Raw genomic sequence first — 25,864 nt, 5'->3', positions numbered from 1 at the left:
AGCCTGTTTCCTTGCTGAGGGTTGTGATGAGGTGCGGCCGCGCCGCGTTAGAAGACTTGGCGGTCCTCGTAGAAGCCGCCCGGCCCGCTGCCGGTGCCGCCGCCACCGCCGCCGCTCGGCGCTGCCTGCACGGTGATGGTGTGTTGCACCTGCGCCGAGAGGCCCGCCGGATTGGTCGCCTGCACGGTGACGGTGTAGACGCCCAGCGCCGAAGGCACACCGCGCAGTTCCCGCGAAGTCAGCGAGGTGCCGCCGGGCTGGCCTGAGACCGCAAGGGTCAGCGCAGCGACCGAATAGACCCCGCCGCTCAGGTAGGTGTCATAACGCACCGGCGGCAGCGTCTGGCCGAGCGTCAAAGTTACGGCCGGAATGGATGCCCAGACCGGCGCCGCGCCGGCGGACACGTTGACGGCCTGCGTGGCCTGCACGGCCGCGCCGAACGCATCGGTGGCCGTCCATGTGATTGTGTAAGCGCCGGCCGCCGTAGGCACACCAGAGAGCACGCCATCGGCTACAGCGAGCCCCGGCGGCACACCGGTTGCCGTGATGGTGAGCGCATGCACTGGCGTTGTGCCGGCGAGGATGAAGCTGCGCGCGTTGAGCGTTCCAACGCCGGCGCCCTGCGTGACATTCCAGACCGGCAGAGCGACCCAGGTGGGCGGCGTGGTTGGCGGCGACAGCGGGTCATAGCTGTGCAGCGTGATGTCGATGGTGTCGCTCAGGCCGCTCTCATCGGTGACGCGGAACGTGACCGTGGCAGGCGCTTGGATTGGCGGCGCAGCCCGCGCAAGGATCGCGCCGGTCAGCGTCACGCCCGTGGGCAGCGTATCGAGCGCCTCAAAGGTGCGGTTCTCGGCCGGCGAGTCCGGATCGGTCACAAGCGTGTTGAGATCGACAATCGCGCCGGTCGAGCCGGCCTCGAAAGCATAGGCCCGGTTGACGCCGAAGCTCGGCGCCACCGGCGGATGATAGGTTGCGAGGCGGCGCAGCTCTGCCAGCACGAAGGCCGAGGCCGACCCTTGCGAGGCCATCAGATAGAAGTCTTCCGGATCGAACGGTGCCGCGATGGTGTGCGGCAGCACGCGCGGCCTATAGCGCTCATCCTCATGCAGCACGGTGACGCGCGGATCGGTAATCACCGATCCGTCGAGCGCATCATGCTCACCGAGCGCGACAGGATAGATGCCGGAGGCCGCGATCAGCGAGGCGATGTTGTCTGCGATCACATCGAGCGGCTGGCCGGGCGCAAGGCCGGCGGCAATCGCCGCAATGTCATCGGCCTCGCCCTCAAGATCGGCAACCAGCTCGCCGGCAGCAAGCCGGTGCGCGTCGAGCTGCGCGAGATACCAAGCCAGGGTCTTGACCGGCCCGCCCCGGCGCGTCGCGACAATTCCGTCTCCGCCTAGATCGGCCGCGCCGTTGATGACCTTGTCGAGCGTATCGACATCCGTCCCGGCGTTTTGGATTTCCTGTGCGGTTGGCGGTGTATCGATGGCCATTAGGCAGCTCCCATGTGGCTCGGCAATTGATCATTGACGAGCTGGTCGAAAAGGTTGGCGATCCGCCCGGCCTCGCTGCCATAGGCGGCGAGGAAGGCGATGGCGTCAAAGTCAGGCACACTGATCTCGGCCAGCCAGAGCGTCACAGACACCGACCAGCTGGCCGCGCCCGCTTCACTGACTTTCGGCAACCCGATGAATTGCGCCCGGTGCCGGCTGGTCGAGGGCACCAGGTTGAACGGTGAGTGCACGTCGATTTCAAACTCGGTGCCGGCGACTTCCTCATAGAAGCTCAGGAAAATCGCGGTCTCGATGCGGTTGCAGACGAGCTGCGCCGTGTAGGTTGTCGGCAGGCCCTCATAGAGCCGGCGCGTGCGGCGCGCGCCACTTTCCATCTCGGTGGCCAGCTCACCGCCATCCGGTGTGAACTCGATGGCCTTGAGGTTCGGGCAAGGCAGGCCGGCCGGCCAGAGGCGCCGCGAGATTGCGTCCGGCATCAGGCGAGCCCCTCCCAGAATTGCGGGTCATAAAAGTGACCGGTAACGGTTGTTCCGTTGGCGGATGGCACGATCTTTGTGACCGTCACGTCGCGCAGGAAATCCTCACGCACGCCGAACGCCACCGGCGTGGCGACCCCATTGGCCGAGGTCACCGGCTCGAATGGAAGATCCGCCGCGAGCGTGATCTTGCGGCCGCCGTCACCCGTTCCGGCGACCACGGCGCTCGCCCTGCCCTCGGCATCGCGGAGCGCACAGAAGACAGCGCCGGCCGGCACAGCCCGCGTCAGCGTTAGCTCGCGACCTCGAGCCTCGACCACCTGCCCCGCCGCACCCCAATCGAACAGGGGAAGGCAAAGGCCGATCCGGTCAAACGCCGCAAAGTTGAGCGCATCCCATTCCATGCCGAACTTGACCTCGACGCTGCGCCCTTCCTCTTGACGATAAATATATTCCGCCATCGAGAGCGCCTCGGCATCATCAGCCAGGCCGCGCACTTGCACCGTCCGTGGCCGGACTGACTCAGGCGGATAGAGCGCGGTGCGGGTCTGGAATGTTGCAGCGTCTGAATATTCAACCAGCACGCCATCATCGCCGCCCGGCGGGCGAAAGTGCGCAGTCATCGAAAAGCTGCCGCGCGTGATGAGGTCCGGCGTCACAAGGCTGGCGCGCATCGGGCGCGGCGCATCCTCGACCACCGACAGGCGCGCACCGAGCGGATGCGGCAGAGCCCTGCCGACTATCGCGACATCGCGCAACGCTTCCCACACCGTGCCGCGCCGGTCGAAAACGCCATTAAACCCCGAGCGGCCGGATTGGCTCGCGTGAAAGGCCGCCAGCCCGTCGAGGTCTAGCGCGATTGCGCGCTCCTGACCGGCGCCGTAGCTCGGCCGCGTGACGATGTCGGCAATGATGTCGGCAGGGTTTGCCGACAGTGCACGGCCGCCGGCCACAGTCTCGACGCGCGCAAAGGTCTCGGCAAAAATGCGATTCTGCGAGCGAGAGGAAAGCTCTTGCGCGCCGGAGATCGCCAGCGCCAGCAGCGTGGTGTCGCCGTAAACGTCGCCGGCCTCATAGTCGAGATATGCCTTGAGCCCGGTCCAGACTGACCGGTCAACCTGCGAGGCCCGATCCTCAAAATCTGTGCGCTGCAGTGAAACAGAATATCGCCCGGCCGGCACAGGCACCCGCCAAGTTCGGCGCTGCGGCGTGCGGGTCGCCGAACTCAGGGCGACCGAGTGCGAGAAGGCCGCGCCGGCATGCCCGCCCTCATCGCCGAGCGGCTGGAAGGTAGCAAGGAAAGTGGCGGAGGCCTGCTTGACCCGGCCCTCATCATCGACCGTGTGCAGACCGTTCGGAAACTCGATGTCCAGCTCGATGGCTTGTGTGCGCGAGCGGGCGCCGTTTGACACAAACGGGCCGGCGACCAAAGACTCGCCTCCGACTATCGCAAGATCGAACGCCACAGGTCCAGCCGGACGCGCAAACGCCTCACTGACCGTCACCCGGTTGCCATTGACCGCCGTCACCAGATAGTCGCCATCATTAGGTGATTTGCGGATGACCAGCGTGTCACCGGGCGCGGCCTGCCCCGGAACGGCGCCATCGTCAAATGCCAGCTCACTGCCGGAAAAGGTCGCGGTGGCGCGGCCTTGGAATTTCTTAGGAGGCTGCAGTTCCTGATCGGAAACATCGCCGGAGGTCACGACGTTTTCATGCAGACCGAACTCACCGGACACCGAACCGAGCGCGCGGCCGTGTCGCGCCGGCGGGAACACCGCATAGCGGACAAGCCCAGGCGGCAAGTCAGTGACAGGCGTCTCGCCGATCCGCACCGAGGTCACATCGATTTCGCCCTGCCCCGCGCACAGCAGGAAATACCGGGTCTCCTGATTGTTCTCATAGACGCGGTAAGACTGGCTCGCATAATCCGGAGTCCAGACGCACCGCCCGTAAGGCACCGGGATGACACCGCCCACCCTTGCCTTGTTGGCTTGCGCACTGACCGAATAGACCGACTGCGGATCATCCGCCGAAGTGGCCGAAGGCGGGCGCGGCATGAAAGCCAGGGTCAGGCCGACCGCAACCGCGATGATCACGAACGCGATGATGGCCAGCGTCAGAGGATCATAACCGGAAGGTGACAAGGCGAGCACTAGCTCACCGTCCGCCGGCGTGACGCGGTCATAATCCTCAGGATCAACCGGCTTGCCGTCGAGGGTGACCAAGTGCGACTGCCCTTCAAAGCCGTCAGGAAACTCGCGCTCAAGGAAATCAATGACCGCGCCGTCATGGTCGAAAGTCTCGACCCTTGACGCCTGCGCCGGCGTTACGCGGATGAGCTTTATCTTGCCCATTCGATAACCTCCATTCTTTGAGCGCGAACCCGGTTCGCCGGGCGCCATCGCAATCCGGCAGCCTCCGAAATGTCGAACACACCACCGGCAATCCAGACGCCGGCATGCAGCGCGCGGGCGAGCGACGGGAACATGACTATTGCACCGTCAATGGGCGCCGAGGGTTTCCAGTCGCCGGCATCCAAGTGGCGCGCAAGTATCTGCGCCATCTCGCCGGGATGGCGGGCCGCCTCCATCGGGTCAATCGGCAGCGGCAGCCCCAGCGCGCCGCGCACCGCCAACACAAGACCCCAGCAATCGAACTCCACCGGCCCCCTGCCGAGCGGCGCATAGACCGCACCCTCAAAGCGGGCCGCGATATGCGCGCTCACCGGTCGAGCCCCGGAAAGGCCGCGAGTGTATAGGACAGGCGCGGAAATTCCTTGTTGAGGAAATCCGCACTAGACGCGGTGCCTGAGCAGCTTTCCGCCGTCACCGCGATGTCGAGCAGGGACAGGATGATCGCGTCGATCTGGCTAACCGTGTCGCCCGGCAGATAGTCATTGACCTCGACCCGCACGCCCGTGCGCGGCTGAGCAGCCGCCCTCAGGAACTCGGCCGAAAACACCGGACCCGAATTGTGAATATCCAGCTTTAGATCGACCTTGCCGCTGGTGCCGATCTCTGGCCGGACGATCCGGAACGGATGCACCTCGAATGTCACCAGCTCGCCGGCGACCAGCCCCTCAAACGGTCGCGGCTGATTGGTAAGATGCCAGGGCCGAGAGAATCCGGGATGCGTCAGGCTCAAGCCGCATCGCCCGATCTCGCCTCGCGGCGCGCTGGCATAAAGGCGCCTCTGGCGTTCGGTGAGTGCCATCAGGTGCCTCGCCGCGCCAGCGAATATGAATCCTGCAGGGCGCTGCTGATCTCGCCCCCGCCTCGCCGGATGTCATTAGCGACCGCCGGGCCGAGCTGCGCCAGCAGCCTGCCCTCGCTTTGCTCCAACTCGCCGCGCAGCTGTTGCACAACGTCCGCATCATCCCGGCCATAAAGCGTCACGTCGCCCTGTTGCACGTTGTAGATGTTCGAGGTCTGACGAATCGTCGCGGCCGCCGCCGTCGCCTGCCGCGTGATCCGGTCGGCAGCGCGCTGGATTGAAGGCGGTGGCGTTCCCACATATCCGCCGCGCTGATAGCCCCGAAGCGCTTCCTTCGGAATGCGGCGGAACTGCAGCGCCCTCATAATGTCCACACCATACCAGCGGACCGTAGGCGCATCTTGAACGTATTCGTTAGCGTGAACGAGTCCACGAACGTCCGTATCCGCACCATGTCCCGTGTGCCCGCCCCGCTGGAAGCCGCCGCCCTTAGGCGCCAGCATTGACAGCGCTGTAGCGCCCTGTGCAACGACGCCGGCAATCAGCGGGATGTTTTGAGGAAAGCCGACCTTGATGGCCTGACCGATACCCTGCGCGATGTTCAGTGTAAGGCTCGCGAATGTGAACGCGCGCTCAATCGCGATCAGCGCCTTGTAGGCGCCGGACTGCTTGCCGCCATAATCCTCGATGATGCCAGCAAGCGAGCCGAATATTGAGCCGACATCCTCAACGTATCCAGTCAGACGCTCGCGGCTGAGGTCTGCAATCTGGTCATTGGCCTCGGCGATGATTTCAGTGATCGCATCCTGCGCCTCGCGGTGCGCCTCGATTTCACCGCCATAAGCCGCGTTGATCGCATCGATGCGCGCCTGCGCCTCATCATGGATGCGGTCGACCTCGGCCTGCACGACATCGGTCTCGGAAAAGTCGCGGGCATCATCGAGAGCGCGCTGGCGCACATCGGCGATGGTCTTGTCTTCTTCTTCCTGCAGAGCAGCGAGCGCCTCGGCCTTGCGCGCCGCGCTTTCTATTTCGTCTGTATAAGTCGCCTCGACCTCGGCGCGCCGTGCAGCGAACTCGCGCTTGATCAGGTCGAGCGTGCGCCCGTGCGCCGCATCGCGCGCATAGAGGATGTCATCGAGCAGCTGCAGTTCCTCTGCAGCCTGATCCGCGCGGCGCTTGTCCGCCTGATCATTCCGCTCGGCTTCCTGCTTGTCTTTTTCAGCGTTGATCTTGGCGATCTCGGCATCCTTGACCTGCTCGGCCTTGAGCGCCAGGTCGCGATACTCCTGCTCGCTCGCGGCCGTTTTCTTGAGGCCGGCAAGGCGCGCTTCATAGATCCTTTCGACCGCCTGAATCTCGGTCTCGAACGTGTCATTATAGGCGCGGTTGATTTCATCGCGCGCAGCGAGGAAGGCCTCGCGCAGCTTCTCCGCTTCCTTGCTATCGCCCTTGTCACCGCCGCCCGTGGCCGGTGGCGACAGCGGGTCAACCTCATCGCGCAGGTCAGTGCCGTAGGGACTCTTTGGCCGCAAATCCTGCAGCTGTTTCCTGAGGTCGGCCTCGCGCGCGAGCAGGTTGAGATAATCGGCCTTGATCTTGTAGGCGGCCGCATCCTGCTCGCTCAGCTTGCCGCCGGCATCGAGCACCCGGTCATTTGCCGCAATCTGCTCATCGAGCAGGCGGATGAACTCGGCCTTGCGCTTTTCCATGTCGACCAGGCCCGGCTGGTCAGGATCGGTGGCAGCGGCCGACGCCCTTGCGGACAGCACCGACCGCGCGCGCGCCTCAGGGCTCAGGATGTTGATATTGTCACCGAGCGAGGTCTCGGTCGCGCGGCTGACCTGCTCAGAGACTTGGCCAAGCTCAGCCTTCGCGAGCAAGCCTTGAATCTTGAGCAGGTCTTGATTGGCTGCAATCCGTTCACGGAGGGCAGCAATCTCGGCGCGCTTGGTCGCCTCGATGGCGCCCTGCTGATTTCGCACAGCCTCCGTGAGGTCATCCTGCAGCTCGGTCAGCTTCCGCGTGTCTGACTGGATGTCACCGCTCGCGCGCCGGTAATCGCTCAGCGTCTTCTCAAGCCGGTCCATGGACTCGCTCGCGGCATCACCCTGCAGCGCGAAATAGGCGAGCGCACCGGCCACGGCCGTGATGCCGATGACCCACGGCCCGCCGAATACCTTAGACACACCATTGAGCAAAGCCATGGCAGCGGCCGTGCCTTTGAGGCCTTTGGTCATGCCGCCGAGCCCGGCCGTGATCGAGGCCAGCGTCGAGGCACCCCAGAAGCCGGCGAGCGCCGCGCCGCCGATGATGATGGCCTCGGTGAGCGCCTCAAGGTTCTCCGAAACAAAATCGATAGCGCCGGCAAGCCCCTGCTGCGCATCGATGGCGCCCTGATTAGTGCCGATGAACTCGGCGAGGCGATTCTTGAACCGGTTCAGCGCCTCGGCGGCGCCCGTGGTCATGCCGCCAAATTCCTCGCGCAGCACCGCCGCTTGAGTGATCAGGCCCTGGATGAGATCGACGCCAGACACGTTGCCGGCGATGATTTGCTGCCGCAGCTCGAATATCGAGCCCTTGGCGATGCCGATGCCATCGGCGAAGGCCTGTGCGAGGCGCGGCGTCCCCTCGATAATCGAGTTGAACTCGCCGAGCTGCACGCGCGGGCTGGCAATCGCTTGGCTGAGCTGCGTGAGCGCGCCGGACACGGCCGCCGAACCGTTGTTAGAAATCTGAGCCGCCTTGGAGACCAGCTCTGAAAACTCGAACACCGCCGTGCCGGTATCCCTGAACTGATCCTTGGCGCCACCGACCGCGCGCGCCGCTGCGCCGGTCAGGTTGCCCAGCTCGCCAATGTTCACACTGGCGTTGATGGCGACCGCGTTGAGCCGGAAGGTCGCCTGCTCGGCCGGACCGATCACGCCCTCATAGAGCTTGAGCGTGTTGGTCAGGTTGCGCCAGGTCGCCTCATACTCGATGACCTCGCGGCCGGCGACCGCGATGGCGCCCACAGCGAGCGCAGCGCGCAGGCTCTGATTCATCCTGAGCGCGCTGCGCTCGATATTGGCGTTCGATTGGCGGAACGCGCGATCCTGCCGGGCCGCTGCGGATTCCATCGCGTTGCCATAGCGGATGATCGCGGTCTCAAGCTGCTTGAGGTTCGCGGTGAAAACAGTTTCGATTTCCTGCCGGTCGATCACATCCATGCTCAGGCGCCCCTAAAAGTCATCGGACATGAATTGAGCCAGCGCAGCCGGCGAGGCGTTGCTGACCGGCGAACCCGGTTCGCTCGGTGTGTTGATAGCGGCCAATCCGTTCAGCATGCGGATGAGGTCAATCATTTGGGTGCCCTTGAGCGCCGCTGGCGCGATCCCGTGGGCGGCGAGGCCTCCGAGGATTGCGGTCCAGTTGAAGCGCCCGTTGGGGAGAGTTCGGAAAGGGGAGCTGCGGCCCCCTCCGGCTTTCCCGGCCGTTCGATCTCCGCCTCCGCCTCGCTGATCCCGCGCACCGCATCCGCCACGACAAGCAGCGCGATCTCGCGCGCCTTCTCAAGCCGGCCGATGACAACGTGCACTGCGGTCAGCTGCAGCGCCTCCTGCTCTTTCAGCCCCGCACCGACCAGGCCGAGACGGAACGCGGCCTGCACCTCGCGAGAGGTGCAGGTCCGCCCCGCGAGGCGCGCCTCAAGTGCCCAGAGCCCGAGACCCGTGAGAGACTCAAGCTCCGCCACACCGTTTGCATCGAGGCAGAAAGGATAAGGCTTGCTGCCCAGATAGTGAGAGACGCGCGCCATGGCCTGCCCCGCTTACGCCGGATAGACCCGCTGCACGGTGCCCTCGATGAGGATGGATGCCGAGACCACAATCGGGCCGCCGGGGTTGTAGTCGCGGCTGTTGACCTGCAGGCGCGCTGCGCCCTTGTAGGTCGCGACCAGCGCCCCGATGGTGCCGTCCGCGAGCGGCTGGTGCAGGCGCAGCTCGACGTTGCGTTTCACGTCGGTGTAGTGCCAGTCATCCATCTCTTTCAGAGCGGCGTCAGACTTGACGTGACCGGTTCCGGCAAAGACATCGGAGATCGATTTGAGCGTGCGGCGCTTTGCGGCCGGCGCGTCCGGATCGGCGCAGTCGCGCGACTCGAACTCGTCATAGGTCTTGTCTGACGTATGGCTGAGCGACTCGGCGAACAGGCACTTTTTCTCATAGAGATCGGCCGTCTCGGTGGACTCGACATACAGCAGCACATGCTTGCCGAGCAGTTCCTGCAGATAATCTGCCATGGGTTGACTCCATTGGTTTCCTGCCTGCCCGGCAGTGAGGCTCCGGGCTTCCTCGCCCGCAGTTCGGTGTCAGCCTCAGCCCGCGAGGGCGTTGACCTGAAATTCTATCTGGCACAGGCCGTAAAGCAGCGCGCTATCGCGGTCATACTGGCACCGCGTCACGACATGCCGGCGCGCGTTGATCGCGAGCCCGGTCTCCGGCGCGAGCGCCAGCTTGAGCAGCGGCGCCTCGCATGCCTCGGCGATGTCACTGAGCCGCGTGATGGTCTGGTCGGCATCCCACACCTGGACAAACAGGCTGACCAAGGCACGCGCCTTGCCGCAGCTATCCGGGAGGCGCTGCTTTTCCGCGCCGCCGAACGTGACAAGCGGATACTTGACCGGCCGCGATGGCCCCATCTCCGGCACGATTTCCAGCACCTGCACGGGCTTGCCGGCAAAGGCGGCCGCAAGGCCAGCATCCGCCTGCAGAGCCGCCGTCGAGGCTTTGATCAGTGCACGGTTTGCGCGTTCGATCATCGCCCCCTCGCCCCGTCTCGGTAAGCCTTGCGCATCCGCTTGCGGTATTCCGCGCGCTTGAGCGCATAGCGCGCGCGGTGAAACCCGACCGCCCGCGTGCCAGGATGGTTGAAACTCTGACCGCGCCGCTTGCCGCGCGTGATCACGCGCCGGCCGGGCTTTGTGCCGCCATCGACAAGGTGCGCATAAAACGCCTTGCTATTGCCCGAGGTCGCGCGCCATGCGGTGTTGAGCGAACCGCGCACAGGCTCCGCCTCAGGCGAGGCTTTCAGCGCGCCGGTCGCGCCGAGCGGCGCGCCGATCTTGGCATCCCGCGCCAGAGAGCGCGCATTGGTCTCGGTCGCCTGCCGCACCTCGGCAGCCACGCGAGACGGCAGCCGGCGGGCCTTGGCAAGCGCCCGGCGAGGATCTATCCGCGCGCCCGCGCGAAAGGCCATTGTCAGCCCTCTGAGCTGTTGCCGGCGCCGTCGCCGGAGGTGCCGTCCGCACCCTGATCATCGAGGGCAGTGGCAGCCTTTTCCTTCATCAGGAAGGCATACTGCTCATCCGTGACAGGCCCCTGCCAGCCGGCACGGAATACCCGATACCAGGCCAGAGAGTTTTTCGGATGATAAGTGATCTCGCGCGTGATCATCACGCGGCGCGCGGTGCGGCGGGCCATGGGCTTTCTCCTAGTCGAGGTCAAGGTCAACACCGCCTGCGGCCGCCCGGATGATCAGCCAGCGGCCGCTATCATCGACCTGCGGCGGCGCGGTCATTTCAAAAATGCGGTTGAGGCGCGAGGGTCCGGAGTTCTCGACCAGCCGCATCGCGGTATCCCATCCGCGCGTTTCGACATCGAGGCGCACGGTGATGGTCACCTGCTCGACGCCGACCACGCCGGCCGCGCCCTCCTGATCCGCATTGGATGCGGCCGTGATGTCTGCGCGCCGGGAAGCGCCTGCGGTCCACTCGCCGAGATCGGCAGGCGTCTCGCCGAAGCGGCGATAGACGGTGACACGGGACCGCAGGCGACCAGCAAAGCTCATTCGAGATCGACCGCGACACCGAGCACCGGATCGCCGGCGCCGCCCGGACCGAGGCAGGGGACGTTGACACTGTCCCACGCCTCGACACCGAACCGGCGCAGCGGTTCCATGAGGAACTCGACGGCCTTGGGAAGCACGACAGGCGAACCCGCCGCGATGACCACATCCTCGCGGTGGCGATACCAGTGCCCCACAAGCATGCGGATCGCCTGCCGGACGCGCTGCGGCGCATCCTTGCCAAGCGGGCCGTAGCCAGCGACATAATCGATGCGCACCGCATCCGGCCTGCGCGCCACATCACCCGGCAGGGCATAGGCATCAGACCAGCCGAGCCGCGCGCCCATGACATCCGGCATGAGGTAATAGGCCTCAGGCTTTATCAGCATTTCGGTGCCGGCCGTGTTGATGTAGGTGATCCGCGCGATCTCATGCACCGGCGCGAGGCGCAGCACAGGCGAGCGCGTGAAGTCTGGCCAGAAGTCGCGCCACGTCGCATGCGTCCAGACACGTTGATAGATCGTATCCTGACCGCCGAGCGCTTCCTCGGCCGTGGCCGCATAGGCCTTGATGAGGTCGTCATCCTCATCGGACTCGACCACAAGGTGCCGCTTGAGGTCGGCCAGCTCCCAAGCGGGCTGCTCAGGAGGCTCAACAAGAACGGTGCGCAGGTGCAACGCGGTCAAGGCGCTCAGCCGATGCCGGTGCCGGTCGAGGCCGGGCCGGACTGGCCGGCGGCCTTGGCCTGTTCCTCAGCCTCAAGCCGGGCCTTTTCCTCAGCTTCGGCCTTCGCCTTGGCCTCGGCCTCAAGCCGGGCCTGCTCATCCGCATCGGGCTTGCCCTTGCCCTTGCCCTTGCCTTTCGTCTCGACCGTCTCGGCCGGCTCGCCGGCCATGCGCTCGGCGAGCACCGGATCGCGCGAGAGACGGGTCGCCCAGGCCTCGGCATCTTCCTTGGTCTGCAGCTGCCAGCGCTTTGTAGCGAGCAGCGTGCGTTCCTCTTTGTCATCGGTCGGCATGTAGGGCTGACCCTCAAGGATGACCGTGCCGCCATCGGCGACAGGGCGAAGGGCGGTGAGCAGGCGAGGCATGGCGTGTTCCTTTGTGAGCTGAAATTATGATCCGAGGCCGGACGGTCCGGCCTCGGAATTTAGATGAGCGTCAGGCTGCGATTAAGCGGCCTGCAGCGCGGCGGTTGCAGCCGTGAACGTGCCGGTGATCAGCGCCTGCGGCGCATAGATCGCCTGAGTGAGCTGCGACTCGCAAAGGATCGTCACGAGGTTTTTCGTGAAGTTGTCGGCATCCTCGCCGGACATCATCACATCCGCATCCTCGCGGTCGAAAATTTGCGCGGCCTGCGCAAACGAGCCGGCGAGGAAGTTGCCAGCCGGCATCGCATTGGTCGGCACGACAGGCGTAGCCCAGAGACGCGGGTCGCCTTCGCCGTTCGGATTGCCGATGATGTGGCGGCCGGTCGTGTCCTTGACCAGTTCGATCAGAGCCCAGTTGACCGGGTTGATCACAAAGCCGTCGACGAAGTATTCCGCGACGGTGCCCTGCAGGGCGGCCACGCGCAGCACGTCGATAGGCGTGACGCCAGTCATCTGGCCGACGCCGGCCGGGCGCGCAAACGCGGTGGCCGCCGTCACAAGGCCGTTGATGTTGTTGGTCGCGCCCGAGCCGAGCAGCAGCTGCGTCTCTTCCTTGTAGGCGAGGCCATACCGCAGCTCGACATCGAGCATCGCCTCAAGCGCCGGCACGTTGCCGAGGATTTGGCGCGACACCCGCACGAAGTGCGCGATGGTCACCACTTCGGCGGTCTCCGGCGTGAAGGTGATGTTGGACTCGGCCTTGGCTGCGCCCTCACCCGCCTGCGGCGCGGCATTGTTCGTGAACGTCTTGCGCACGAATTTCACCGAATCCGAATTGGTGCGGGCAGAGGCGAGCAGGCCGCGCACGGTCAGGCGACGTTTCGGCGAGCCGACCACGCCGGCAAGCGTCGGCTCGACCAGTGCGCCGGCCGAGGCATCGAGACCGGTGATGGCCTTGACGGCCGCCTCGGCCTTGACCTTGAAGCGCACGGAATCGCCCTTGGCGCCGGTGAACTTCTTGAAATCCTCGTGACCGGTGATCGCCTGACCGAGGGTCTTGACCTTCTCCGGCCGGGCGCCGGCGCGGGCTGATTTCTGAGCCAGGTCATCGAGCATCGCTTTCAGCGAGTTGAAGTTCTCTGCGTTTTTCGAGAGCTTCTCATCGATGTCGGCCTTGAACCGTTCGTGCTCGGACGTATTCGAGCCGAAATCGGTTTTCAGCTTGTTGAGGTCTTCGGTCATCTGGCCGTGGTTTTTCAGGATGTCGGCCTTGAGAGCGGCAACGGCCGCGACCACAGGGTCAGCGCCGTTGTCATCGCGCTCGCGATAGGCAAGCGCCGGATTGGCCAGCGCAGCGGCGCCGGCAAGCAGGTGAAGGGGTTTCATGGGATGTCTCCGCTATTTGGTTTGAAGGGCGCCGCGGAGGTCCGCGAGCGCATCGAGGCGCGCCTTTTGTCCGGCGGCATCCCGCTCACCAGAATAGCCCGAGAATCCGGCGCGCAGGGTCCGGATGGCCTCGGTTCTCGAGAGCCCCGCATCCCGCAGGAGCTTCTCAAATTCACGTTCACTCAGCTTGCCACCGCCCGCGAGTTTGGCCTTGATGGTCTCGATGCGGGCCTCACCGTTCGCCGGGAAGGTGACCGCCGAAATCTCGCGCAGCTCGCACTCGGTCAGGGTCACAATGCCCGTCTTGTCATCGCGCGTGTAAGCACGCGGCCAGAAGCCGATAGACAGGCCACTGACAACGCCGGCACTGATCAGCTCGGCGACCTCGCGCGCGCGCTGCACCGATCCGGTCAGCAGCTCGCCGCGCACCTTGAGGCCGTGCGCATCCTCGGTCAGCTCAAGATATTTGCCGATTGGCTCATTGCTGTTGTGATTCCAGAGCACCGGGAGGGCGCGGCTGCTCGCCTTGATCTCGGCAATCGATTTGGCGAAGGCACCGGCGGCAACGATTTCGTTATAGGAATCAACCACGCCGAACACCGAGCCATAGCCCTCGAACTCTCGGCCCTCGGCCTTGCCTTCGAGCTTGAACGCATAATCCTTGAACTGCACGCCCTCGGTGCGTTTGATGGCGAACCCGGTTCGCGCCATGAGTTTATGCAGCATCACCGCCTCCCTGCGTTGGATCGATTACAATGGGCACCATCTGCGCCTGCATGCGCGCCACATCTCCGCCCTCGATAGGCGGCAGGCCGCGATCCGCGCGGATTTCATTGACCGGCCGGACACCCGAGCGCACATCGATTTCATCGACGCGGCGCTGCGTGAGCATGTCGCCTTCATACAGCGCCTCAAGCTTGAACACCGGCCGGAACTTGCGGCGCTCATCCCGGCTCATCAGCTGCCGGCGAATTTCACCGATGATGCGATAGGTGATCGGCCGCAAGGTCAGCATGCCAAAGGCCCGGAATTGCTGCTCAAGGCCGGTGCCCCAATTCGAGCTGCCCTCGGAATGGCCGATCATCCAAGGCGGAACACCGATAAGCCGGCAAATCTCGACCACACCCATATTCGCCTGCTCCATGAGCTGCGCATCCGCATTGGTCATGGTGACGGGCTCGACCTTGAAACCGTTTTCGAGCAGCATCATCCCGCCGGCATTGTCTGACCCGACAAAGGGATTGATGATATTCTCCTGCGCCATCTTGCGCTGATCCGGCGTCAAAGCGCCAGGAGTCGTCATCACCATGTTCGGCCGCACGCCCTTGGCGAGCAGCTTTGATTGGTGTTTTTCAAGCGAGATCATCCGTCCAAAGACGTTGGCGCCGGCTTGTATGACGCTCATGCCGCAATCGGGGTCTTCTCCGAAACCCGGAACAAAGAAAACATCTTCCTCGCTATAGACCCCGACGCGCGCCCCGGAGGTCACAACAAATTCACGGGCGCCGGTCGAGGTCCTCCGGCAGCTGGTCACCGGATGCGGCGGCAACGGCTCAAGTGCGACCAGCCGGCCACCCGTCCGCAGTTTCAGCGCATAGTGATTGCCCCGCAAAAGCAGCTGCAGGCAGACCAGCTCCCAATATTGCTGCGCCGATTGGTCCGCGTTCGGCATGTCGCCGAGCAGGTCAGCGAGCGGATGATCCGGCGCGGGCTTTGAGACCCCGCCCTCACCGACACTCACCATTGTGAATGGCAGGCAGCTCACGCCCTCGGCGACCTTGCGCACACACGCATAAGCCGTGCCGATGCGCATGACCGTTTCAAAAGTGACGGTCTCGCCGGCCTCGGACCGGCCCGAGACAAACACGCCCCACCGTTGCCGGTTGAACCACCCGAGGATCGAACGCGAAAAGCCGAGCAGCGCCATCAGCCGGCCGACATCACGGGAGCGGACAGGAAGCCGTCGAGGTTCGGCGCCAGCTCGACCGTCAGGCCGAGGGCGGTGGCGTTTACCGCCGCCGTGACCCCGTCTATCTTGCGCTTGGATTTCGCCTTGTTCGGCTTGATATTGCCGGCGGCATCGGTGTCCACCTGCACGTTCGCCACGTTCCAGTTCATTATGGCATGCCCTCCGTGCACGATCTCACCCGCGATCACCATGCGTTCAAACTCGGCCGTTGGCGGCCCCAGCGTCAGGAAGCCCTGACGCACCTCATGGCAGGGGATGCCTGCCTCGATCAGGTGCTGGATCAGCTGCTGAGCGAGGAAGGGGTCGAACCCCAAGCCCTCGATGCGGAAGATCCGAGACAGCGCGAGGATGTCGCGCTCGATGGCGTCAAAATCGGTGGCATTGCCCGGCGTGGCCGTTAGCAGCCCGGCATCGGCCCAGGCCTGATAATTCACGCCATCGGATTTAGCCCGTTCACGGATGTTTGCCTCAGGACACCAGAACTTGAGCCCCAGAATCCACTTGCCGGGAAAGAGCGGATTGTCCGGCGTGAACAGGAGCGCCAGCGCGGACAGGTCGAGCACCTTGGCGAGGTCGAGGCCGGCGATGCACCGCGCGCCCGCGAGCTTTTCCCACTCGATTTGCCGGCGGCACGCATCCCAATCCGCGCCGCGAATCCATGCCGTCTGACTGTCCGTCCACAGATTGAGGTGAAGCCTGCGAAAGCTGTTTTCCTCGGCCTTGGATTGCTCGGCCTTGATGAACGCCTCGCGCAGCGCTGACAGCTTCGGCGCGCCATACCGCAAGCCCGGATTGGCCTTGTGCCAGGTCGCCTCATCCTTCCAGTCATCATTGAGCCCGGCGGCGAAGATTCGCACGTAAAGGTCGGGCCGGTAGATGAGGCCGTCGCGGGCCTGCACCGCGATGTCATGCAGCTCGCCGCAAAGGCTCGCCCGGTCATGGCCTGCGGTCGTGATGAACAGTTTAAGAGGCTGGCGCCGCGTCCCCTGCGCCGTGGTCATGGCCTCGTATTGGTCGCGGCCTTTCCACTCGTGCACCTCATCGCCGATGACGCCGTGCGGGTTGTAACCGTGCTGGCTTCCCTTGCCGAGGGTCTGCAGTCGACTGTCACTTGCCTCGTGATAGGCGCCCTTTTTCGCGGTCTCGACCTGCGCGGCCAGCGCCGGCGACCCCTCAATCATCGCCTTTGTGTCCGCATACACAAGGTCGATGGCCTGCTTTTGGCTGGTCGCGATGATGTAGACCTCAGCCGCCGGCTCGCGGTCGCCGATGGTCAGATAGGCCGAGACGCAAGAGGCCAGCGTTGACTTGCCATTCTTGCGCGGGATTTCGAGCCAGGCCTCGCGGAACTTGCGGAAACCGTCGAGGCCGAACCAGCCGAAAATCTGCCGGATGATCCGCCGCTGCCATGGCGCCAGCTTGATCGGCTGGCCAGCCCATTCGCCTTTGCGGTGCCGGCAAAATTTCTCAATCCATCGGATGACCCGCTCGCCCTCATACGGATCGAACATCCACAGGACGCCGCGCTCATCGCGGTAACCCCAAAGCCTCGGCACCGCGTTGAGGCGGCGCTTTTGCGCGATGCGTTCGGCGAAGGCTAAGGCCTGAGGATCGCTCGGACCGACAAGCCTGAACCGCCGCTCAGTTGAAGGCGGCAGGGTTTGCATTGTCGGCATTGTCGCCGTCAGCATCCCCGTCGAGCGGCAGTTCCCCTCCGCCGGCCGGCGTCCGGCCGAGCTGGCGATTGACCAACTCGATGCGCGCGCGCGGCGACATGCCGAACCGATCCTCAAGCCCCTCAAGCGCCTTGGCCATCGCCCGGCGCTCGGAAAGCAGCGGATGCCGGCGCCACATCGCGCCGGCGCCCGACTCATCCTTTGCCACGGTCGGCACCAGCATGGTCGAGCCCTCGGTCGCAATCTGCAGGCTCATTTTCCAGTATGCCCCGACCATGTCGCAATACCGGGTCAGCGCTTCGCGATCCGTCTGCTTGACACGGCCGATGCGATTGAGCGCCGGCACGATCCGTGCCCAGACCTCTTTGCCCTCGGCGGTGAGCTGGTGTGGCACCGCATCGTCAATCTCGGCGCCAACCTCGCGGCCGTCTGCCTCTTCGTCTGCCATGACGCCAACCTCAAAAAAAAGTTCGCTCAAAAAACCTCGGTGCGGAAAAATTGATTGATCCGCCGGTCTCCGCGTGAGCGGCCAAAAGTTTCAACGCCCCCCCATGCCGGACGTTTCTCGCGCAGCGAACACGGTTCGCCACTCCCAAATTCGCTGCGGCTCAAGCCCTGCGAGCAGCGGCAGGCCGAGGTCGCGCGCGAACCGGTCAAGTGCCGCCTCGCCGCGCGCTTCAATTTCCTGCTTAGGCCCGTCATGCCAAGCCTTTGAAATCGGCACCCATAGGCCTTGCGTCCAAAAGAGCCAGGTCAAGCCGCAATGCGGATACCAGTGATCAAGCACCTCGGCCTCGACATCCTTGCCCAGCAAAATCTGAGAGGGCCTGCAAAGCGGCTCGCGCCGCATGACCGTTTCGCGCGCCTTGCGCCACCTGCCGCCATACCCTCTGTCTGCTGACGATCCGCGCCGCGCCTCATAGCTGGCATTGGCTGAGCCATAGTCGGCAGGGTTGAGACGCTGAGCGCCGGCGATCCGGACGCGGCCGACCTTCGGCGGAATGGTCGCCATCACTCACCTCGCTAAAAAACTGCCGGACTGGTTGACAGCCACCCTGTAGCACGGCCGCCGGGACAGCCTCTGCAGGGTTTGCCACTCAGGCCGTCAGCCGGCCCGGCAGGAGGTCAGGGAGGTGTAGAAGAAAGCCCCAGAGCCGACCACCGGGAGGCCCGGCCACAGCTTCGGAACGTGGCAATGGGGAGCGAAACTCGCGGCGAGAGTCAACACCTCTTGTCAAAGGCCTGCCTTATACACAGCCCCAGACAACGCCATGAGCCCTGCAGCCATCGCGGTTTGCGCCTCATTGCGGTTGCCCTCGCCATCACCGACGCCGAGGGCGCTAAAGGCCTGCCTCAGGCTCTGATTTTGGAGAATCACCCGAATCGCCACCGGTGCACACCAGCCCGGATAGCCAGCGGCCAATATGCCGTTCACAAACAATTCGGTGAGCCGATCAGCCCTCGACCGGCGCTCATGGCAGGTGGCCTGCACGCCCTGAACCGGACCGCCTTGAGGCCCGGTGCGCGGCGCCTTGACGCGCTTAGGATCGAAGGTTGGCGGCACTTTCCGGCGCCCTGAGGTCACCGCCTCGACCGGCACAGCCTTGCCCCACCTTGCCAGCACCGAAGGGCCAGACAGGAAGATCGCCGGGCCAGACGGCAGCGCGCGAGCCTCAGGCTCATCAGTAAGCGCCGGATCGACCTCTGCCGGGCGCGCCAGCTCGCCATCGGCCGCCACATCGAGCGCCGCGAGCCAGCGGTCTGCGATGGCATAGTGCACATCGGTGAGGATGGCCGACCGGCCCACAAGCAGCGCGAACCGGTCGAGGCGACTGGCGCGGATCGCCTCTTTTTCACGCATCAGCGCCTCGGCCTTCCGGCGCCGCGCAAGTTTGCCTTTCAGCTCGGCCGCCGTGCGCTCAGAGCGCGCCGCATCGACCCGATTGCCGAGGTTAGCCAGATGCACCGCATTGGCCTCAGCCTTGGCGATCCGCCGCTCAAGCGGGTCCGGCCGGTTCAAGGCTTTTGCGATCCTCCCGGCGTTTGCGCGCCCAGGCGGTTTGCCTGCGATCTCGGCACATTTCGCGCGCGCCGCGTTGCCTCTGGCTTGGATGTCAGCGACCCGGTCAGCGAGGTGTTTTCGGCCTTCCGGGCCGAGCGGGGCGGTGAGGATGGGGCGGCGGCGCGGGGCGGTCATGGGCAGGCTCCTAAGGCGTTGTTTGATCAGCAGACGGATGGAAGCGGGCGCCTCACGGTGGCGGCCATTCCGCCGCCCGGCCCCTTGCCGCAAACACAACCCCCGAAAGGCCGATTGTGCGCGCATAGCCGACCAGAGGCTCAAGCCAGCGCGCGGCAAGCGACTCGGCCTCGGCAGGATCGGTGCAGACCACCGTCAAAACGCCATGCGCGTCGATGCGCCCCAACCTGCCGGCAAACGCCTCTCCGAAAGCCCTGCGATCCGCGCGGCAGGCGGTGACATGGCCGATCATGGCCATCGGGTCGAGGAAGAACTCGCGGGCGACCACGGCCTGACCGGCGATCAGCTGCTCACAGCCCGTCGCGGCGGCCTCTGCCGTAAAAGGGGTTAATCCCTGAGGGGAAAGATTCCTTATATGCGCCGATGACAGATTGTCCCCCTTTCCGGACAGATTGTCCCCCTTTTCCGGACAGATTGTCCCCCTTTCCGGCCGGTCATTCACAGGCTTTCCACAAGGCTGCGCAGGCGCATTTTCCTCCGCCTGCGGACCGAAATCGAACTCCGGCGCGGCCTCTGAGCCGTCCGGCCGGCGCACAGGCGCCTCGCTCGCGAGGAAGGCCTCGAATAGCGCCGCCTGCGCCTCGACGGCTGCGGCCGCCGGCTGATTGCCCTCAAGGCGCATCAGGCGCGCCAAAAGCGTGAAAATCGCCCTCATATTGTCCGGCGAAAGCGCTTTGCCGCACAGGCCGGCATCGAGCAGCGCGACCGCGACACCGGCGCGCGCCACGCGCTGCGCGGCCTTGATCGCCGCTGCCAGCGGCTCGATGCGGCCGATCATCAGCTGATAGACCGCCACGCGACCCCGTCCGGCCGCAGGCCGCACAAGGCGCACCAGACCGGCCAGGTCTTGATCGGCGATCAGCTCGGCAAGGATGCGCTTGGCATGACGCTCACTCATGCCGGCATGAACGGCCAGCGTGACTTGAGACGCGCTCGCAAGGCCGGTTTCCTCATCGGTGTAACAGGCCAGCGCATCGAGGATGTGCCGCCGGCCACCCGTTTCGAGGCCGCAGCGGCGCAGGGATTCGCCAAGTTCAAAACTCATCAGAAAGCCCCTCCCAAGGGCAAGCCGGAGGTGTTCGCTGCGAACCGGGTTCGCCGCGCCCCTTCCTATTGGTCAAAATGCGAGGTTAGTGGCGGGTCATGGCCCGCCGGACACACCGGGCGCCGAACCCTCCCTTTTGAGCACGGCCTCAAGCCGCTCACCGTCTGGCAAGGTGCAGGCCGCGATCACACGGTCATAGGAACGCGCTTTTGCGGTGCAGGTGACCGGACCGCGCGCCGCGAGCAGCTCGGCGAGGCGCGCGCGCGCCTCAGGCCCGCCCGGCGCATCCCATTCGGGCGCGGAATAGCCCTGCAGCCGGATTTCAGCGGCGCCCATGCAGAAACTGTCCCCATCGATGACCGCCGTTGCCGGCGCCGTCCAGACGGGCTCAGGAAGCGCCACAAAGGCCCCCGGCGCGCAGTCGCGCACCTCAGGCAGGTGCGGCGGCGCCGGCGCGCTCGCACACGCGGCCAGGCCGAAAAGTGACAGGCGGATCAGAGGGCGAAACATGTGGAAACTTCCTTTCCGGCCCGCGCGGGCCTATGAGACCAAGCGCAAGGATAGGCACACAGCATGATTGATGAGGAAACCCGCCGCGCGCTCGAAATCCACCTCACGGTGGCCCTGCAGACCACCGCCAAAGCCCGGTTCCGGGAACTGGCGAAGGCGCACGGAACCGATGGCGCCGCCCGGCTGCTCGCGCGCGATCTCGCGGCCGGCCTCGCCGCGCCGTTCGACATCACGCCGCGCCGCGACCTGCCGGCCGTGCCGAGCACCCGCGATGTCGGCCAGAGGAAGGGTTGAGGTCGGGTCATCATGTCCTAACCGAACACGCGCGCTAGATCCCCGGTATGCCCGCCCCGGATCGCGGTGAGCACCGCCTCGACCGTGTGCGGATGTTCGCCGCGCGCCCATTCGGCGAGCGCGCGCCGCGCAGCCTGCCGGCTGATCCTCAAGGCGGCAAATCTCCGCCCTCAGCCCCGCGATTTCCTCATCCTTGTCTGACAGCTCTTTGAGGTGCGCCTTTGCGCTTGCCAGAAGCTCTTGCATCAGCGCCACGCCGCGCGCCTGCGCCTCGGCGACCCGCTCAAGGTCCGCGACTACCTCTTTCATCGGTCGCGCCATGATCAGACCCTCAGCGGCATGACGCACTGGCGCAGCTGGTCGCCCGCGAGGATGCGCACAGGCGAGGCCGGATCAATGACGATCAGCTCGACCTCGGCCGCCCCGCCGCAAGCCTCAAGTGCGTCGAGCACATACTTGCCATTGAGGCCGAACGGATCAACCGGCGCAATATCGACGCCCTCGATGAACGCCTCGGCGAAATCGGCCTCGCGGCCGGACCGGCAGACTAGGCGGCCTTCCTCGGCATCGAACCGCACGGCGCGGCTCTTTTCCTCGGTGCCGGTCATGGCGACCGCAACGGCCGCTTTCAGATCGGCGACCGGCAGCGTGAGGCTGGCGCCCGGCGCCTTCGGAAACACGCGCTCATAATCCGGGAACGTCCCATCTATCAGCTTTGTGATGTGCGTTTCGCCGTGTGCGGACAATTGCAGCCGGTTGTCGGCCACGGTCATGGCGAGCGGGCCATCGACGCGCTCGCAAAACTTGCAATAGTCGCGCAGCACGGCGCGCGGCAGGATGAACGGATCGAACCCCAGGCCATCCGGCAGGCCGGCGGTGACGCGCAGGCTGGCAAGCCGGTGGCCATCGGTGGCGGTGAAAATGAGGGCGCCGCCATCCGGCTGCACATAGACGCCGTTGAGGTAATACCGCGTATCCTCGGTTGAGGCGCAGTGCATGACCGAGGCAAGCCCCGCCGCGAGCGCGCCGGATGCAATCTCGATGGTGTCACCATCCTCCGGCCCGCGCAGGCCTTGGAAATCCTCGGCCGGCAAGGTCGGCATTTCGGCGCGCGCGCGTCCGGCCGACAGCTTGAGCACCCGGTCATCGAGGGTGATCAGCAGCTCGCCGCTCATCCGGCTGATAATGGTCGAGAGCCGGCCCGCATCGATGCAGACCTTGCCGGCGATCTTCACGTCGGCCGCCGTCTCGGCATCGGATTGCTGGTCAAGGTTCGTCGCCGAGAGGCGGATAAGGCCCTCGCGCGCCTCAAGCAGCACACAGCCGAGAATGGGGATGGTGTTGCGCCGGGCGATGGCGCCCGTCACGAAGCCGAGGCGCCGGGCGAACTCGCCGGCCTCGACCGTTGCGGCGAGCGTGTGCGCTGCCTTTGCCTTCGCCATTCTCAGTCTCCTTGGTCAAAAAGTGAGGGCGCCTTGTCATGCTTGGCGGCACGTTCGGCGATGATCCGTTCAAGGAAGGTCAGCGCCTGCGGCACGTTCACGCCGCGCGCGGTGACCACAAGGCCCGGCGCGTCGAATCCCTTGTTGCAGCTCGGCAGGTTGCAGCGCGCACCCTTGCCGTCCGGACGCGGCCGCACGGTCGCGCGCGATCCGCAGGCCGGGCAATCCCATCCCGTGCGACCTGATCCGGCAAGGCAGAGCGCCGAGGCGACCTCCGAGATCGACAGCGCGGCCTTGGCGGCCGCAACCCGGAGGGCCAGGTCGAAAAACACGCCGCTCATTCTGCGATCCTCGGTCGATATGCGCCGGTGTTGTCGCGGGCGAGCGTCCAGCCTGCCGCTCCAAGGGCGCGCTTCACATCCGAGAGCAGGTTCTGCGCATAGGTTTCCTTGATCGGCGGATGAAACGCATAGATGACACCCTGCACGGTCAGGTCACCATCTTCGGCCAGCTGGCGCACCAGCTTCGCGACCTTTTCCGAGCGCGCAGCGGCGAGCGCCGCCGCGCGCCATTCGGGGCCGTCTTCCTTGCCCGCCTGCTCGGCCTTTTGCGCCTTGGTCGAGACGGCCGCGGCCTCCGGTTTTCTGGTGACCGTCACCTCAACCTCAACCGGCGCATCATCCTCGGCGGGCGCCGCCGGTCCGGACGCGCCAGGCGCATCCTCATCGGCCTCAGCCTCATCCGGAAGCTCGGCGAGCAAGGCCTTTTGGTTTTCAATGCAGGTGCACAGGTCGCGCAGCGCCGAGGCCTGCTGCTCGGCCGTGCTGGCCAGCGCCTTCGCCGTTGCACCGAGCGCGACCAGCATGTCGCGCATCTGCTTGAGGTCGCCGATCCGCCGCAGCACCTCGGCATTGATCTCTGCGTCCATGCGCAGGCCGACCTCGGCCAGAAACTCTTTCAGGTTCATGCTCACCGGGGCTTGCCTCCATTGCTCTTGATCAGGGTGCGCGGCCGCAGCGGGAAGCTCTGCCCCTCGCCCGGCGAGGTGGCGCGCTTGTGCGCCTCGCAATACTGGCCGCGCGCAGCGGCGCCGCAGCGCTCGGCGCGGCCCTCGCGCACGACATAGAACACGCAAGGTGAAACCTCGCCGGCCGGCGCGGCGCGGTGCCCGGACTTGGCCCGGCGCGCGAGGTGCACCGCCAGCTCGGCGCGCGACTGCACTGCCAGGATTTCAAAGTCGAGCTGCAGCGTTTTGGTGGAGACGCGCTCGCTCGCCGCGATCTCGGCCGGACGCTTGCCGGCAGCGCGCTGGTCGGCCACGCGGATCAGGCGCTCAAGGCGCGGCGCCGGAATCTTTGAGAGGTTCATCCGCGCCCCCTGAGGGCGAGGCCCTTTTCATAGTCCCAAATCCCGCCGAAGCCCTTGACCGGCACCCGCATGTCGAGGGCGAACTCATGGGCAGCGTCGAAACACCAGAGCCAGCGGCCCCGGTCGAGCGTCTCGACCTGCGGCAACGCGCGCTGGTCAAACTCGCGCCAGATGCCAAGCCCGCGCGGCGCCGAATGTGCCGTGCCCGGACGGATGTCCGCATAGACCTGCCCGTCGACGACGTTGGCTATCTGGAAGGCTGCCGCGAGCCGCACGGCACCGACCGACATGGAAGCCTGCAGGCTGTGCACCGCCTCGCGGAACATCTTCTCGCGGCCGTCCGGAATCTCCGCCGGCGACACCGCGACACCGCAATGAGCGAGCACGGCATTGCGCCCGGAGTCGGCCGCTTCCTTGAACGGATGATGCCCGCCGCCGGCGGTGATGATGAGACGCTTGCCGATCAGCTGCGGCGGCGGCGCGACCGAGCGCGTGAAACCCCACAGAACACCCGCGACCGTAAGGCTCGCTACTGGCTGCGCGCGCGTGATCGCCCAAAAGCGATTGGGGTCTCGCCCATCCATCCAGCGGATGTCATCAGGCGTGTGTTCCGCAGAATTGCCGGCCGCACTGTCAGGCATCACCGCCCCCGATTTCAGAGACCCGCGTGAAGGCGACCGGCACCGGTTCGGCCATGGAGCGCCAGACGAAACAGAACCAAGCATGCTTGCGCGCCTGTTGCTGGCGCCGCTCGACCGGGAAGCCGTCGCGGTGCATGTCGAGCCGGCCCCGGAACTGATAAACGCGGATCAGTGGCCCGCCGTCGATCAGGTCGCATCGCAGCGCGCCCTCGCCCTGCAGCCAACCCAGCTCAAGCAGGGCATAGACACGCGGCGCGCAGGCGAGCGCCCGCTCGATGAAGGCATCGGCTCTTGAATAGGGCGGATTCATCACGACAGCCGAGCAGCTGCGATCAGGCTGCGCGGTCAGGAAATCAAGGTGCCAGGTGCGAACGGTATCCGGCCGGCCTTTCCAGCGCGCCTCATAATCGAACCGGTCGGCCGCGATGACTTGGTGACCTTCGGCCTGCAGCGCGGCGACCATCTGGCCGGGACCGCAGCACGGCTCAAGGATCGTCTGCGCCCTGCGGAAAAACGGCTCGGCAGCAAGCAGTGCCCGGACGGCGCCCGGCGGCGTCTCATACAGTTCGGCCTCGCCCTTGGTCGCGGTGTCATGCGCGCCGGTGATTGTCCGCACACGGCTCATGGCCGGGCCTCGCGCTTGTCTGCGCGGATCGCGGCGGCCGCATCCCACTGGCCGAGCGCCCACAGGACCGCGCGCTGCGCGTCGAAAAACGGCCAGCACAAGACGAGCAGCAGCCAGACCGGCCAGAGCGGTGCGGCCTCACCGGTGCGGCGGTTCTCGGCCCGGCAGGCGCTGATCTCCCGAAACCCCCGCCATGATCCGCGCGCGAGATAGAGCGCGGCGAGCACCTGCAGCGCCTCAGTCATGGCGCACCTTACTGGCAGCGGTGGCCGCGACCTCGATGGCGGCCATCATGGCGGCAGCCTCGGCCTCGGTGATCTCATCCGCGTAATTGCCGACATGAATCGCTCCGTGGGTCAGAGCGTACAGTCTGTCAGAGGCCTCCTTGTGTTTCGGCGTGCAAGTTTGACCCCTTAGACGGGGTTATCGGCGTCCAACTTTGACCCCCCGTTTGGAGTGTTTGACCATCCGCGTTTTGGTAGCGGATGGAGCTGGAGTTGAAGGGCGTGGATACGATTGCGCGGGT

33 protein-coding genes are annotated in these 25,864 nt (G+C 65.5%); 1 reads left to right on the top strand and 32 read right to left on the bottom strand.

Annotation, left to right across the window (positions count from 1 at the left end):
- Positions 1-47 precede the first annotated feature (47 nt).
- The 24 genes from GC148_RS15290 to GC148_RS15175 all read right to left on the bottom strand — a co-directional run bounded on the left by GC148_RS15290 (position 48) and on the right by GC148_RS15175 (position 20,968).
- Complete coding sequence (locus GC148_RS15290) at positions 48-1,499, bottom strand: putative Ig domain-containing protein (RefSeq protein WP_291072126.1); 1,452 nt, start codon at positions 1,497-1,499, stop codon at positions 48-50.
- Positions 1,499-1,996, bottom strand: coding sequence for a hypothetical protein (locus GC148_RS15285; protein ID WP_291072124.1), 498 nt, complete (start codon positions 1,994-1,996; stop codon positions 1,499-1,501). The genes GC148_RS15290 and GC148_RS15285 overlap by 1 nt, the downstream gene beginning before the upstream one ends.
- Positions 1,996-4,353: a host specificity factor TipJ family phage tail protein gene (locus tag GC148_RS15280; protein ID WP_291072122.1), complete on the bottom strand. Its 2,358-nt coding sequence runs from the start codon at positions 4,351-4,353 to the stop codon at positions 1,996-1,998. The genes GC148_RS15285 and GC148_RS15280 overlap by 1 nt, the downstream gene beginning before the upstream one ends.
- On the bottom strand, positions 4,341-4,724 hold the full coding sequence (locus tag GC148_RS15275; RefSeq protein ID WP_291072120.1) for a hypothetical protein: 384 nt from the start codon (positions 4,722-4,724) through the stop codon (positions 4,341-4,343). The genes GC148_RS15280 and GC148_RS15275 overlap by 13 nt, the downstream gene beginning before the upstream one ends.
- On the bottom strand, positions 4,721-5,212 hold the full coding sequence (locus GC148_RS15270; RefSeq protein WP_291072118.1) for a DUF1833 family protein: 492 nt from the start codon (positions 5,210-5,212) through the stop codon (positions 4,721-4,723). The genes GC148_RS15275 and GC148_RS15270 overlap by 4 nt, the downstream gene beginning before the upstream one ends.
- On the bottom strand, positions 5,212-8,421 hold the full coding sequence (locus GC148_RS15265; RefSeq protein WP_291072116.1) for a tape measure protein: 3,210 nt from the start codon (positions 8,419-8,421) through the stop codon (positions 5,212-5,214). Before GC148_RS15265 ends, GC148_RS15270 begins: the two co-directional genes overlap by 1 nt.
- Before the next feature lie 12 nt (positions 8,422-8,433).
- A complete protein-coding gene (locus GC148_RS15260; RefSeq protein ID WP_291072114.1) occupies positions 8,434-8,556 on the bottom strand; it encodes a hypothetical protein in 123 nt (40 codons plus the stop codon).
- On the bottom strand, positions 8,553-9,008 hold the full coding sequence (locus GC148_RS15255) for a GTA-gp10 family protein (protein WP_291072112.1): 456 nt from the start codon (positions 9,006-9,008) through the stop codon (positions 8,553-8,555). The genes GC148_RS15260 and GC148_RS15255 overlap by 4 nt, the downstream gene beginning before the upstream one ends.
- 12 nt (positions 9,009-9,020) lie before the next feature.
- The gene (locus GC148_RS15250) at positions 9,021-9,491 is read right to left on the bottom strand and encodes a hypothetical protein (protein ID WP_291072110.1); all 471 of its coding nucleotides are present in this window, start codon (positions 9,489-9,491) and stop codon (positions 9,021-9,023) included.
- A 75-nt stretch (positions 9,492-9,566) separates the two neighbouring features.
- Positions 9,567-10,010 (bottom strand): DUF3168 domain-containing protein, encoded by a 444-nt coding sequence (locus GC148_RS15245; RefSeq protein WP_291072109.1) that lies wholly within the window; start codon positions 10,008-10,010, stop codon positions 9,567-9,569.
- Positions 10,007-10,447, bottom strand: a complete 441-nt coding sequence (locus GC148_RS15240; protein ID WP_291072108.1) for a hypothetical protein — start codon at positions 10,445-10,447, stop codon at positions 10,007-10,009. The genes GC148_RS15245 and GC148_RS15240 overlap by 4 nt, the downstream gene beginning before the upstream one ends.
- Before the next feature lie 2 nt (positions 10,448-10,449).
- The gene (locus GC148_RS15235; RefSeq protein WP_291072106.1) at positions 10,450-10,671 is read right to left on the bottom strand and encodes a hypothetical protein; all 222 of its coding nucleotides are present in this window, start codon (positions 10,669-10,671) and stop codon (positions 10,450-10,452) included.
- Positions 10,672-10,681: 10 nt separating this feature from the next.
- A complete protein-coding gene (locus tag GC148_RS15230) occupies positions 10,682-11,038 on the bottom strand; it encodes a head-tail adaptor protein (RefSeq protein WP_291072105.1) in 357 nt (118 codons plus the stop codon).
- Positions 11,035-11,721, bottom strand: coding sequence for a head-tail connector protein (locus GC148_RS15225; RefSeq protein WP_291072103.1), 687 nt, complete (start codon positions 11,719-11,721; stop codon positions 11,035-11,037). The genes GC148_RS15230 and GC148_RS15225 overlap by 4 nt, the downstream gene beginning before the upstream one ends.
- Positions 11,722-11,726: 5 nt before the next feature.
- Positions 11,727-12,125 carry a hypothetical protein gene (locus GC148_RS15220; RefSeq protein WP_291072101.1) on the bottom strand — a complete coding sequence of 133 codons (399 nt, stop codon included), beginning with the start codon at positions 12,123-12,125 and terminating at the stop codon, positions 11,727-11,729.
- Positions 12,126-12,206: 81 nt separating this feature from the next.
- Positions 12,207-13,511, bottom strand: a complete 1,305-nt coding sequence (locus tag GC148_RS15215) for a phage major capsid protein (protein ID WP_291072100.1) — start codon at positions 13,509-13,511, stop codon at positions 12,207-12,209.
- Between the two features lie 12 nt (positions 13,512-13,523).
- On the bottom strand, positions 13,524-14,237 hold the full coding sequence (locus tag GC148_RS15210) for an HK97 family phage prohead protease (RefSeq protein ID WP_291072098.1): 714 nt from the start codon (positions 14,235-14,237) through the stop codon (positions 13,524-13,526).
- Positions 14,227-15,438, bottom strand: coding sequence for a phage portal protein (locus tag GC148_RS15205; RefSeq protein ID WP_291072096.1), 1,212 nt, complete (start codon positions 15,436-15,438; stop codon positions 14,227-14,229). Before GC148_RS15205 ends, GC148_RS15210 begins: the two co-directional genes overlap by 11 nt.
- Positions 15,438-17,147 (bottom strand): terminase TerL endonuclease subunit, encoded by a 1,710-nt coding sequence (locus tag GC148_RS15200; protein WP_291072094.1) that lies wholly within the window; start codon positions 17,145-17,147, stop codon positions 15,438-15,440. The genes GC148_RS15205 and GC148_RS15200 overlap by 1 nt, the downstream gene beginning before the upstream one ends.
- Positions 17,122-17,604, bottom strand: a complete 483-nt coding sequence (locus GC148_RS15195) for a phage terminase small subunit P27 family (protein ID WP_291072092.1) — start codon at positions 17,602-17,604, stop codon at positions 17,122-17,124. The genes GC148_RS15200 and GC148_RS15195 overlap by 26 nt, the downstream gene beginning before the upstream one ends.
- Positions 17,605-17,694: 90 nt before the next feature.
- A complete protein-coding gene (locus GC148_RS15190; RefSeq protein WP_291072090.1) occupies positions 17,695-18,168 on the bottom strand; it encodes a hypothetical protein in 474 nt (157 codons plus the stop codon).
- A 222-nt stretch (positions 18,169-18,390) separates the two neighbouring features.
- The gene (locus tag GC148_RS15185) at positions 18,391-19,353 is read right to left on the bottom strand and encodes a hypothetical protein (protein WP_291072088.1); all 963 of its coding nucleotides are present in this window, start codon (positions 19,351-19,353) and stop codon (positions 18,391-18,393) included.
- 52 nt (positions 19,354-19,405) lie between these two features.
- Complete coding sequence (locus tag GC148_RS15180; protein ID WP_291072086.1) at positions 19,406-20,458, bottom strand: hypothetical protein; 1,053 nt, start codon at positions 20,456-20,458, stop codon at positions 19,406-19,408.
- Between the two features lie 96 nt (positions 20,459-20,554).
- Positions 20,555-20,968, bottom strand: coding sequence for a hypothetical protein (locus GC148_RS15175; RefSeq protein ID WP_291072085.1), 414 nt, complete (start codon positions 20,966-20,968; stop codon positions 20,555-20,557).
- A gap of 63 nt (positions 20,969-21,031) precedes the next feature.
- On the opposite strand from GC148_RS15175, the gene GC148_RS15170 reads away from it, so the two are divergent.
- A complete protein-coding gene (locus GC148_RS15170) occupies positions 21,032-21,262 on the top strand; it encodes a hypothetical protein (RefSeq protein ID WP_291072083.1) in 231 nt (76 codons plus the stop codon).
- A 17-nt stretch (positions 21,263-21,279) separates the two neighbouring features.
- Here GC148_RS15170 and GC148_RS15165 read toward each other — a convergent pair whose 3' ends face one another.
- The 8 genes from GC148_RS15165 to GC148_RS15130 all read right to left on the bottom strand — a co-directional run bounded on the left by GC148_RS15165 (position 21,280) and on the right by GC148_RS15130 (position 25,583).
- Positions 21,280-21,414 (bottom strand): hypothetical protein, encoded by a 135-nt coding sequence (locus GC148_RS15165; RefSeq protein WP_291072081.1) that lies wholly within the window; start codon positions 21,412-21,414, stop codon positions 21,280-21,282.
- A 171-nt stretch (positions 21,415-21,585) separates the two neighbouring features.
- Positions 21,586-22,704 (bottom strand): DNA polymerase III subunit beta, encoded by a 1,119-nt coding sequence (gene dnaN, locus GC148_RS15160; RefSeq protein WP_291072079.1) that lies wholly within the window; start codon positions 22,702-22,704, stop codon positions 21,586-21,588.
- 2 nt (positions 22,705-22,706) lie between these two features.
- Positions 22,707-23,045, bottom strand: coding sequence for a hypothetical protein (locus tag GC148_RS15155; protein WP_291072077.1), 339 nt, complete (start codon positions 23,043-23,045; stop codon positions 22,707-22,709).
- Positions 23,042-23,671: a hypothetical protein gene (locus tag GC148_RS15150; RefSeq protein WP_291072064.1), complete on the bottom strand. Its 630-nt coding sequence runs from the start codon at positions 23,669-23,671 to the stop codon at positions 23,042-23,044. Before GC148_RS15150 ends, GC148_RS15155 begins: the two co-directional genes overlap by 4 nt.
- 2 nt (positions 23,672-23,673) lie before the next feature.
- On the bottom strand, positions 23,674-24,072 hold the full coding sequence (locus GC148_RS15145; RefSeq protein WP_291072062.1) for a hypothetical protein: 399 nt from the start codon (positions 24,070-24,072) through the stop codon (positions 23,674-23,676).
- On the bottom strand, positions 24,069-24,713 hold the full coding sequence (locus tag GC148_RS15140; protein ID WP_291072061.1) for a hypothetical protein: 645 nt from the start codon (positions 24,711-24,713) through the stop codon (positions 24,069-24,071). The genes GC148_RS15145 and GC148_RS15140 overlap by 4 nt, the downstream gene beginning before the upstream one ends.
- A complete protein-coding gene (locus GC148_RS15135; protein WP_291072059.1) occupies positions 24,706-25,338 on the bottom strand; it encodes a class I SAM-dependent methyltransferase in 633 nt (210 codons plus the stop codon). Before GC148_RS15135 ends, GC148_RS15140 begins: the two co-directional genes overlap by 8 nt.
- Positions 25,335-25,583 (bottom strand): hypothetical protein, encoded by a 249-nt coding sequence (locus tag GC148_RS15130; protein ID WP_291072057.1) that lies wholly within the window; start codon positions 25,581-25,583, stop codon positions 25,335-25,337. Before GC148_RS15130 ends, GC148_RS15135 begins: the two co-directional genes overlap by 4 nt.
- Positions 25,584-25,864 lie beyond the last annotated feature (281 nt).

This window comes from Hyphomonas sp., assembly GCF_016125515.1.
GTDB lineage: Bacteria > Pseudomonadota > Alphaproteobacteria > Caulobacterales > Hyphomonadaceae > Hyphomonas.
The sequence above is the reverse complement of the archived record's forward strand: the minus strand, read 5'-3'. Positions and strand labels throughout refer to the sequence as shown.

Excerpts from the sequence above, each read along its gene's own strand:
- GC148_RS15290 (WP_291072126.1), bottom strand. The coding sequence starts at position 1,499 with ATGGCCATCGATACACCGCCAACCGCACAGGAAATCCAAAACGCCGGG.
- GC148_RS15285 (WP_291072124.1), bottom strand. The coding sequence starts at position 1,996 with ATGCCGGACGCAATCTCGCGGCGCCTCTGGCCGGCCGGCCTGCCTTGC.
- GC148_RS15280 (WP_291072122.1), bottom strand. The coding sequence starts at position 4,353 with ATGGGCAAGATAAAGCTCATCCGCGTAACGCCGGCGCAGGCGTCAAGG.
- GC148_RS15270 (WP_291072118.1), bottom strand. The coding sequence starts at position 5,212 with ATGGCACTCACCGAACGCCAGAGGCGCCTTTATGCCAGCGCGCCGCGA.
- GC148_RS15265 (WP_291072116.1), bottom strand. The coding sequence starts at position 8,421 with ATGGATGTGATCGACCGGCAGGAAATCGAAACTGTTTTCACCGCGAAC.
- GC148_RS15260 (WP_291072114.1), bottom strand. The coding sequence starts at position 8,556 with ATGATTGACCTCATCCGCATGCTGAACGGATTGGCCGCTATCAACACA.
- GC148_RS15255 (WP_291072112.1), bottom strand. The coding sequence starts at position 9,008 with ATGGCGCGCGTCTCTCACTATCTGGGCAGCAAGCCTTATCCTTTCTGC.
- GC148_RS15250 (WP_291072110.1), bottom strand. The coding sequence starts at position 9,491 with ATGGCAGATTATCTGCAGGAACTGCTCGGCAAGCATGTGCTGCTGTAT.
- GC148_RS15245 (WP_291072109.1), bottom strand. The coding sequence starts at position 10,010 with ATGATCGAACGCGCAAACCGTGCACTGATCAAAGCCTCGACGGCGGCT.
- GC148_RS15240 (WP_291072108.1), bottom strand. The coding sequence starts at position 10,447 with ATGGCCTTTCGCGCGGGCGCGCGGATAGATCCTCGCCGGGCGCTTGCC.
- GC148_RS15235 (WP_291072106.1), bottom strand. The coding sequence starts at position 10,671 with ATGGCCCGCCGCACCGCGCGCCGCGTGATGATCACGCGCGAGATCACT.
- GC148_RS15230 (WP_291072105.1), bottom strand. The coding sequence starts at position 11,038 with ATGAGCTTTGCTGGTCGCCTGCGGTCCCGTGTCACCGTCTATCGCCGC.
- GC148_RS15220 (WP_291072101.1), bottom strand. The coding sequence starts at position 12,125 with ATGCCTCGCCTGCTCACCGCCCTTCGCCCTGTCGCCGATGGCGGCACG.
- GC148_RS15215 (WP_291072100.1), bottom strand. The coding sequence starts at position 13,511 with ATGAAACCCCTTCACCTGCTTGCCGGCGCCGCTGCGCTGGCCAATCCG.
- GC148_RS15210 (WP_291072098.1), bottom strand. The coding sequence starts at position 14,237 with ATGCTGCATAAACTCATGGCGCGAACCGGGTTCGCCATCAAACGCACC.
- GC148_RS15205 (WP_291072096.1), bottom strand. The coding sequence starts at position 15,438 with ATGGCGCTGCTCGGCTTTTCGCGTTCGATCCTCGGGTGGTTCAACCGG.
- GC148_RS15200 (WP_291072094.1), bottom strand. The coding sequence starts at position 17,147 with ATGCAAACCCTGCCGCCTTCAACTGAGCGGCGGTTCAGGCTTGTCGGT.
- GC148_RS15195 (WP_291072092.1), bottom strand. The coding sequence starts at position 17,604 with ATGGCAGACGAAGAGGCAGACGGCCGCGAGGTTGGCGCCGAGATTGAC.
- GC148_RS15190 (WP_291072090.1), bottom strand. The coding sequence starts at position 18,168 with ATGGCGACCATTCCGCCGAAGGTCGGCCGCGTCCGGATCGCCGGCGCT.
- GC148_RS15185 (WP_291072088.1), bottom strand. The coding sequence starts at position 19,353 with ATGACCGCCCCGCGCCGCCGCCCCATCCTCACCGCCCCGCTCGGCCCG.
- GC148_RS15180 (WP_291072086.1), bottom strand. The coding sequence starts at position 20,458 with ATGAGTTTTGAACTTGGCGAATCCCTGCGCCGCTGCGGCCTCGAAACG.
- GC148_RS15175 (WP_291072085.1), bottom strand. The coding sequence starts at position 20,968 with ATGTTTCGCCCTCTGATCCGCCTGTCACTTTTCGGCCTGGCCGCGTGT.
- GC148_RS15170 (WP_291072083.1), top strand. The coding sequence starts at position 21,032 with ATGATTGATGAGGAAACCCGCCGCGCGCTCGAAATCCACCTCACGGTG.
- dnaN (WP_291072079.1), bottom strand. The coding sequence starts at position 22,704 with ATGGCGAAGGCAAAGGCAGCGCACACGCTCGCCGCAACGGTCGAGGCC.
- GC148_RS15155 (WP_291072077.1), bottom strand. The coding sequence starts at position 23,045 with ATGAGCGGCGTGTTTTTCGACCTGGCCCTCCGGGTTGCGGCCGCCAAG.
- GC148_RS15150 (WP_291072064.1), bottom strand. The coding sequence starts at position 23,671 with ATGAACCTGAAAGAGTTTCTGGCCGAGGTCGGCCTGCGCATGGACGCA.
- GC148_RS15145 (WP_291072062.1), bottom strand. The coding sequence starts at position 24,072 with ATGAACCTCTCAAAGATTCCGGCGCCGCGCCTTGAGCGCCTGATCCGC.
- GC148_RS15140 (WP_291072061.1), bottom strand. The coding sequence starts at position 24,713 with ATGCCTGACAGTGCGGCCGGCAATTCTGCGGAACACACGCCTGATGAC.
- GC148_RS15135 (WP_291072059.1), bottom strand. The coding sequence starts at position 25,338 with ATGAGCCGTGTGCGGACAATCACCGGCGCGCATGACACCGCGACCAAG.
- GC148_RS15130 (WP_291072057.1), bottom strand. The coding sequence starts at position 25,583 with ATGACTGAGGCGCTGCAGGTGCTCGCCGCGCTCTATCTCGCGCGCGGA.